Source organism: Ottowia sp., assembly GCF_035325765.1.
In the GTDB taxonomy this organism is placed as follows: Bacteria; Pseudomonadota; Gammaproteobacteria; order Burkholderiales; family Burkholderiaceae_C; genus Ottowia.
Map to the genome: position 1 here is coordinate 1 of NZ_DAOKZG010000084.1, position 6,533 is coordinate 6,533.

A 6,533-nucleotide genomic window follows, 5' to 3' on the forward strand; every position below is an offset into this window, starting at 1 on the left:
ATAGTGCACCGAGGGGGGTGTCGAGGGCGTGACCTCGCGCCAGATCAAGCCGTCACGCTCCAGGTGCCGCAGGGTCTCGGTCAGCATCCGGCGCGAGATGTCGGGTACGGCGCGGGCTAACGCGTTGAATCGCTGCGGACGGTGCGAGAGGGTCACCAGCATCAGCGTCGACCACTTGTCGCCCAGGCGGTCCAGGACGTCGCGTACGGGGCAACTGCGGTGTCCTGTCGAAGAGGACTCCTGATCAAGATCCGATGCGGCATCGGCGTGCAGGTCGTCAGTCGTCATGTCGGTTCTCAGGCTGTAACCAAGGGCGGGGCGCGTGCCTTCTTGTCTTGATGGTCAAGGTTACTATATAAGACCAGCACTCGAAAGTAGTCCATGAGGCCCATCTGATGACCACACTGTTCACGCCTTTCCGACTCGGCCCGCTGTCCCTTCCCAGTCGCATCGTCATGTCGCCGATGACCCGCTCGCGCGCGCTTGGCAATGTGCCGAACGAATTGATGGCCAAGTACTACAGCCTGCGCGCCGAGGCCGGGCTGCTCATCACCGAAGGCACTTCGCCATCGCCCAACGGCCTGGGCTATGCGCGCATCCCCGGCCTGTATTCCGAGGCGCAGGTGGCAGGCTGGCGCCGGGTGACCGACGCCGTGCACGGCGCGGGTGGCCGTATCTTCGTGCAGCTCATGCACACTGGGCGAGTCGGGCATCCTGCCAACCTGCCGCCGGGCGCCCGCCTGTTCGGGCCCACGGCCATCGCCGCGCCGGGCGAGATGTGGACGGACACCGAAGGGATGCAGCCTCATCCCGTGCCGCTCGAAATGTCGGAGCAGGACATCGCGACGGCGATCCAGGAATACGCCGCAGCCTGCAGGAACGCCGTGGCCGCCGGCTTCGACGGCGTTGAACTGCACGGGGCGAACGGCTATCTCATCGACCAGTTCCTCAACACGACGTCCAACCATCGCACCGATCGGTGGGGCGGCCGCCTGGACGGCCGCATCCGCTTCGCCGTGGAAGTGTCTCGTGCTGCGGCGGCGGCGATCGGCGCGGAGCGGGTCGGCATACGCATCTCGCCCTATGGCGTGTTCAACGGCATGGCACCCGATGCCGAAACGGACGCCCTGTTTCTGCGACTCACCGAGGCGCTCAACGTCATCAGCCTGGCCTATATCCATGTCGTCGATCACAGCTCCATGGGCGCACCGCCCGTGAACGAGGTTCTCGAAGCGAATTTGCGCGTGGCCTACAAGGGCAAGTACATCCTTTCCGGCGGCTATGACGCGGCGCGTGCCAATGCCGATTTGGACGCAGGCAAAGGCGATCTCGTGGCCTTCGGCCGCCCGTTCATCGCCAATCCGGATCTGGTTCAAAGGCTCAAGACCGGCGCGGTGCTCAGGCGACCTGATCCTGCCACCTTCTACACGCCGGATGCCAAGGGCTATACCGAGCTTTGATGCGCCAGCCCACGCTGTTCATCCCGCACGGCGGCGGCCCCTGCTTCTTCATGGAGTGGGATCCGCCCGACGCCTGGGTGCGGCATCGCGCGTTTCTGGAAGGGCTGCCCGGGCTTCTGCCCGAGCGGCCACGCGCCTTGCTCGTGATCTCCGCTCACTGGGAGGCGCCGCAGTTCACCGTGCAGAAGCAGGCCGCGCCGCCGCTTCTTTTCGACTATGGCGGTTTCCCGCCGCACACCTACGAGCTCACCTGGCCTGCGCCGGGCGCCCCCGGGCTCTCGGAGCGGGTGGCTGCGTTGTTGGGTGAGGCGGGGCTGCCCTGCGGCTTCGACACAGCGCGCGGCTTCGATCACGGCGTGTTCGTGCCGCTCAAGGTTGCCTTTCCTGCGGCCGACATACCCTGCGTGCAGTTATCGCTGCGCGGCGATCTCGATCCGGCGGCTCAGCTGACGGCGGGACAGGCCCTGGTCCCGCTGCGCGACGAGGGGGTGTTCATCGTCGGCTCCGGCAACAGCTACCACAACATGGGGGTGATGATGCGCGCTTGGCGCACGCGCTCGGCCGAGGTCCATGGCCTCGAGTTCAACGCCTGGCTGACCGAGGCGAGTACCCATCCCGATGCGGCCGAGCGTAATCGGCGCTTGCTGAACTGGGCTGGCGCGCCCGGCGGCCGCGAGGCCGCGCCGCGTGAAGAGCACCTGATCCCGCTCATGGTCGCGGCGGGCGCCGCCGGCAGCGACGGCGGGGCGAAAATCTTCGAGGATCGCGTTATGGGGGCGGTGCAAAGCGCGTTTCGCTTCGGCTGAACGCAGCTGCGGCGGATCGTTTCGCTTGGCGGATGGCGGCTGAGCCATCGGCGCTGCCGAGTAGCCGCGCTCAGCGTTGCGCCGCGACCCCTGCCAGTGCAACCAGTGAGAATCGGGCGCCGGTGCAGAACGTTGTCGCCGGATCGGCCCTGGTCCACAGTCCGCCAGCGATGAAACTGGCGGCGGCCGGGGCGCTCAGCCTGCAGCGGGCGACGCAGGATGGCATGCGGGTGCGCGACCGCCAACGGCTGTCGCGCCAGGGAGGCGGGATCCGCAGTTTGGCGCCGCGCGGGATGACCAACACGACAGGTCGATCTGTCCGCGGTTGTAGAGCGACTGCGCGCCGCTGAACGCCGCCTCGGCCGATGCGGCAGCCGCTGCCAGAGTCTCGGCGCGCTGGCGCTCGTTGTGAACGGCGGCCAGGGAGTTCTCGACATCCTCGAGGGCGCGCACGATGGCGTCTTCGTAGCGCAAAGCGGCTTCGGACTGGACGGCCTGCGCGATGTCGTTGATCGCCCGCGTCCGCCCGGCGTTTAAGACCGGCATCGCCAGCAGAGCTGCGGCGTTCGTGATGCGGGCGGCGCCCAGGCTGAAGTCATTGGCGTAGGCGCTGCCGCTGCCGAACAGTGCACCGACAAAGAGCCGCGGGAACCGTTCGGCATGAGCCTGTTGCCGGCGCGCGTTGGCTGCATCTAGTTGCGCCTTCGCGGCGAGTAGATCAGGCCTGCGTTCGAGCGGCGCTGCAGGCTGCCCTGCTTGCGCCAGCGGAGCGGTCGGTTCGCCGCTCGACGGCGTGATGCTGGCGGCGTTGAACGCCTGGCCGCCGATCAGCACTGCGATGCGATGCCGCGAAACGGCGACAAGGGTCTCAAGCGGCAGTATCGCCGCGCGCGCGCTCGACGCCGAATGGCGTGGCGAGTCCCGCGCGATGCCTGGCGGTGACGAGACGAAGCGTCTCGTCCTGAGCCGCTGATATCGCGCGGACCGTTTCGAGCTGCCGCAATGCGCCGGCCAAAGGGAAGTAGTTGGTCGCGACGTCGGTCAGCACCAACAGGCGAACACCGTGTGCGCCCTGCTCGACGGCGAGGGCATCGGCCTCAGCCGCCTTTGCACCTGCCCGCAGGCGGCCGGAGAGGTCGATCTTCCAGGAAACGCCTATGCCGCCCGTGGCGACGTCAGTGTCGGGAAACACCTGCCGCCTGACCGAGTCATGCCACATGCCTAGATGCAGCGCGCCGCCGACTGCACTGACACTGGGAAAGAGTCAAGAGCGGCTGATCGTGGCGCCAGCTCGCGCTGCGCGCACGCATTCAGCGGCGATCTTGACGTCCCGGTTTTCGCGTGCGGCGCGGCGAATGAGGTCGGTCAGCACCGGATCGCCGTAGCTTTGCCACCAGGCGGCCTCCGGCTCGACCTCCGATTCCGCCGCCATTGCGAAGTGGCCTGGCACATCGACCTTAGGCTGCAAAACGGGAGTGCTGCAACCGGTTAAACCGACCGCCAATAAGATCGGAAGCACTGCCGCCAAGGTGCCCTTGGACGGCATGAGTCGGCGCATCCGCTCCAGCGATGTCAGTCCGGGCTTCCAGTTAACGCGAGGGAGTAGCGGAATCGGTCGTCGGGGTATGAATCAATGAGAGAACAGTAGTGAAGGCGCTGGAAGTAGTCAGTGAGCCGTCGCGCTTTTCGTCGCTATTTCGTCGGCGCCGACGCGGTGCCTCGACACGCGTCAGATTGCGCAACTCCTCGACGGTGAAGTTCTGCTCGAAGAGGCGCCGGTAGGCTCCGTAAGAACCGGGCGGGGGCGAACACCCGGACGCGGTTTCCGGCAGTGCTCTGCGCGGCCGATGTCGTGGCGACGTTCGAAGCTTTCAGTAGTACCAGGACAAGCTCAGAGTCCCGAAGTCGACTTGCGGCTGCCGCTCGGTGTCGAATGTCTTGGTGAAGTACGTTCTGCCGAGGAAGCCGACGAAGCCGCGATACCTCACGGCGATGCCGATTGTGGCCACGCCAACAAATGGTTTGCTGTCGACCGTTCGGCTGTCCTTGAACATCGTGCCGTCGAGCGGAAGGTAGCGGACGACGCCGTAGCCCATGACACCGCCGGACAGCGAAACAGACCATCGATCCACCGGTCCAGCGCCGACCGTCGACGCCGCATTGAACCCCTGGCGCAGTGCTGTTCCTCCCGCCGCAGCCACCAGGTTCCAGCCGATCTCGCCGTACAAGCCGAGTCCCGCTCCGGTGAAGTAGTTGCCGAGCGCTGCACTGGCGACAGGGGCAACCCTCCATTGGGCCGACCTGCCAAGATTCCCTTGGGCCAGCAGATAAGTGCCCATGTATCCCACGTTGAAGACGAATTCGTTTGGAAGCTGCGTGTCCCAGCCCATCGGCTTGTCGCTCCCGACGACTTGGTGGACCCACCTTTGCGTGCTCTCGGCCCGCGACGACGGGCCGACTACGCCGACCCTGAGCTGCCACGCGTGCGTCCAACGCTCTTTCCTCGCGTAGACGACGCTGTCGAGGTACAGAACACCGGCATAGGGCTGGTCGTCCAGTGGCGGGTTAGCGACCGTGATGTCGTCCGGCGTATACATCTCCTGGGCGAGGGACCAGCTCACATACGTGCGGTAACCGGGATTCCCGACAAACGGCAGGAACGACCAGAATTCGCCCCACCTGCGAATGAAGCTTCGTTCTTCGTAGGTGTCGATGGCGTTTGACACCCAGGTCACTCCGAGGCCGTTTGTATAGTTGCTGTCGGAACCGGTGAATACGTCGTTTTCCAGCGTAACCGTCCAGGTGCCGCGATAGGGAGCGGTCGACTGCGCGACGCAGTCCGCTGTTGCAAACGACAGCAACGCGATCAATATCAGCCAGACACCCGCTTTCATCGCAGGTCAGTCCCGTCCTCTTGGGTCAATTTCGATGTGAGGCAGCGGCGCGAGGGCTTTTCCAAGGATTTGGCACGGTCGGCATGTGATCTAGAGGCAGAGATGAAAGAGAGCTAAGCGCTCGGCCACGGAATAGTATAGACTGCCTAGTCCATTAGACTTGTTAGTCTACCGAGCTTTCGCTAGAGACATGACGTTTTCAGATCGGCAGTTCGGCCTGCTGCCAGAAGCCGGTGATCAGCTTCGGGCGGCGCTGCATGGGCTTTACCCTGCGGGTGGCGTAGCGGCGGACCTCGTCGATCGTGGCCGCGCACAAGTTGGCCAACACGCGCTGCTTGGCGCAGCCGAAGACGTACTCGGCCGGGTTCAACTGGGGCGCATGGGTCGGCAGCCGCTCAAGCTGGATCTGCCAGGCGAGCGACTTAACGTTTTCGTACACGCGCCGGCTGCGATGCGCCGTCAGCCCGTCCCCGATGATCAGCAGCTTGCCGCGGATCGTGCGCTGCGGCACCCGCAAGAACTCGATGATCTGCGCTCGACCCGCGTGGGCTACTCCCTCAGTCCCGACTCGTCGACGAAGACGACGGTGCATCCGTCCCGTCGGGCGATTCTCTTGGCGCCGTCCAGCGATTGGTCTTCCACTGCCGGATCGCCTGCTAGTCGCGCAGCGTGGCCCGCCCCCGGCCGCTGCGAGGAAGAACCCATCTCACGCAGCAGCGTCCATAAGTGCGACGGGTTGAAGGCGTGGCCGAACGCGAGCTCGATCAGGTCCGCTCTCCGAACAACTCATCGCTCGCATGACGTTCACCGTAGCGAATCGGTTGTCAGGCATTTGCAGAAAGATCAGAAATTCGCCCTCACCAAAACATGAAGAAACCCACGATTCGTCGAGTTGCGGCAGTTGCGCTCTCGGACAGCCGTCAGCGCCTGATTCACGCCGCGGCCGAAGCGTTTCGGAAAGAAGGTTACCGCGCCAGCATTGATCACATCGCGCGAGCTGCCGGCGTATGTAGACAGACCGTCTACAACAATTTCGCCGGCAAGGAAGATCTGTTCAGCGAAGTCGCCCGCATTGCTGCCGAGGAGATCCAGACTTCCCTGGGCCATGGCGTTGGCGATGTTCGGGAGCGTCTGCTGGGCTTCGCCGCAATCGTCCAACACCGGTTGCTAAGCCAGGAAGGTCTCGCCATGTTCCGCACGCTGAGTGCGGAGGTCCCGCACCTTCCGGCATTGGGTCAGGCGTTCTTTGACAAGGGGCCCAGACAAACCGTCGACGGCCTGGTGGGCTTCTTGGTCCGCGCCATGGAGGCGGGGCATTTGCGCCGGGAGGACCCGCAGTTTGCCGCGGAACTGTTGATGGGCATGCTGATGGG

The 6,533-nt window shown here is 64.9% G+C and carries 9 protein-coding genes; 3 read left to right on the forward strand and 6 right to left on the reverse strand.

The genetic code is table 11. The features are described 5' to 3' along the window. The coding region (locus PKA16_RS15350; protein WP_324404486.1) for a helix-turn-helix domain-containing protein at positions 1 to 288 on the reverse strand (288 nt) is incomplete at its 3' end. Positions 289 to 395: 107 nt separating this feature from the next. Between PKA16_RS15350 and PKA16_RS15355 the strand changes: the two genes are divergently transcribed. Both PKA16_RS15355 and PKA16_RS15360 read left to right on the forward strand, forming a co-directional pair. Beyond that, positions 396 to 1,460 carry an alkene reductase gene (locus PKA16_RS15355; RefSeq protein ID WP_324404488.1) on the forward strand — a complete coding sequence of 355 codons (1,065 nt, stop codon included), beginning with the start codon at positions 396 to 398 and terminating at the stop codon, positions 1,458 to 1,460. After that, positions 1,460 to 2,266 carry a class III extradiol ring-cleavage dioxygenase gene (locus PKA16_RS15360; RefSeq protein ID WP_324404489.1) on the forward strand — a complete coding sequence of 269 codons (807 nt, stop codon included), beginning with the start codon at positions 1,460 to 1,462 and terminating at the stop codon, positions 2,264 to 2,266. The genes PKA16_RS15355 and PKA16_RS15360 overlap by 1 nt, the downstream gene beginning before the upstream one ends. Before the next feature lie 195 nt (positions 2,267 to 2,461). On the opposite strand, the gene PKA16_RS15365 is transcribed toward PKA16_RS15360, so the two are convergent. The 5 genes from PKA16_RS15365 to PKA16_RS15385 all read right to left on the reverse strand — a co-directional run bounded on the left by PKA16_RS15365 (position 2,462) and on the right by PKA16_RS15385 (position 5,752). Then, positions 2,462 to 3,100, reverse strand: a complete 639-nt coding sequence (locus PKA16_RS15365; RefSeq protein ID WP_324404491.1) for a TolC family protein — start codon at positions 3,098 to 3,100, stop codon at positions 2,462 to 2,464. Positions 3,101 to 3,134: 34 nt separating this feature from the next. After that, positions 3,135 to 3,485, reverse strand: coding sequence for a TolC family protein (locus tag PKA16_RS15370; protein ID WP_324404493.1), 351 nt, complete (start codon positions 3,483 to 3,485; stop codon positions 3,135 to 3,137). 45 nt (positions 3,486 to 3,530) lie between these two features. Next, positions 3,531 to 3,812 carry a hypothetical protein gene (locus PKA16_RS15375; protein WP_324404495.1) on the reverse strand — a complete coding sequence of 94 codons (282 nt, stop codon included), beginning with the start codon at positions 3,810 to 3,812 and terminating at the stop codon, positions 3,531 to 3,533. A gap of 325 nt (positions 3,813 to 4,137) precedes the next feature. Beyond that, positions 4,138 to 5,160 (reverse strand): lipid A deacylase LpxR family protein, encoded by a 1,023-nt coding sequence (locus PKA16_RS15380; protein WP_324404497.1) that lies wholly within the window; start codon positions 5,158 to 5,160, stop codon positions 4,138 to 4,140. A 199-nt stretch (positions 5,161 to 5,359) separates the two neighbouring features. Further along, positions 5,360 to 5,752 carry a transposase gene (locus PKA16_RS15385; protein ID WP_324404499.1) on the reverse strand — a complete coding sequence of 131 codons (393 nt, stop codon included), beginning with the start codon at positions 5,750 to 5,752 and terminating at the stop codon, positions 5,360 to 5,362. 275 nt (positions 5,753 to 6,027) lie between these two features. Here PKA16_RS15385 and PKA16_RS15390 point away from each other — a divergent pair. Further along, on the forward strand, positions 6,028 to 6,533 hold a 506-nt coding region (locus PKA16_RS15390; protein WP_324404501.1), incomplete at its 3' end, for a TetR/AcrR family transcriptional regulator.

Bases quoted from the DNA above. Each gene is read 5' to 3' on its own strand.
- PKA16_RS15355 (WP_324404488.1), top strand. From the start codon at position 396: ATGACCACACTGTTCACGCCTTTCCGACTCGGCCCGCTGTCCCTTCCC.
- PKA16_RS15360 (WP_324404489.1), top strand. From the start codon at position 1,460: ATGCGCCAGCCCACGCTGTTCATCCCGCACGGCGGCGGCCCCTGCTTC.
- PKA16_RS15370 (WP_324404493.1), bottom strand. From the start codon at position 3,485: ATGTGGCATGACTCGGTCAGGCGGCAGGTGTTTCCCGACACTGACGTC.
- PKA16_RS15375 (WP_324404495.1), bottom strand. From the start codon at position 3,812: ATGCCGTCCAAGGGCACCTTGGCGGCAGTGCTTCCGATCTTATTGGCG.
- PKA16_RS15380 (WP_324404497.1), bottom strand. From the start codon at position 5,160: ATGAAAGCGGGTGTCTGGCTGATATTGATCGCGTTGCTGTCGTTTGCA.
- PKA16_RS15385 (WP_324404499.1), bottom strand. From the start codon at position 5,752: ATGCACCGTCGTCTTCGTCGACGAGTCGGGACTGAGGGAGTAGCCCAC.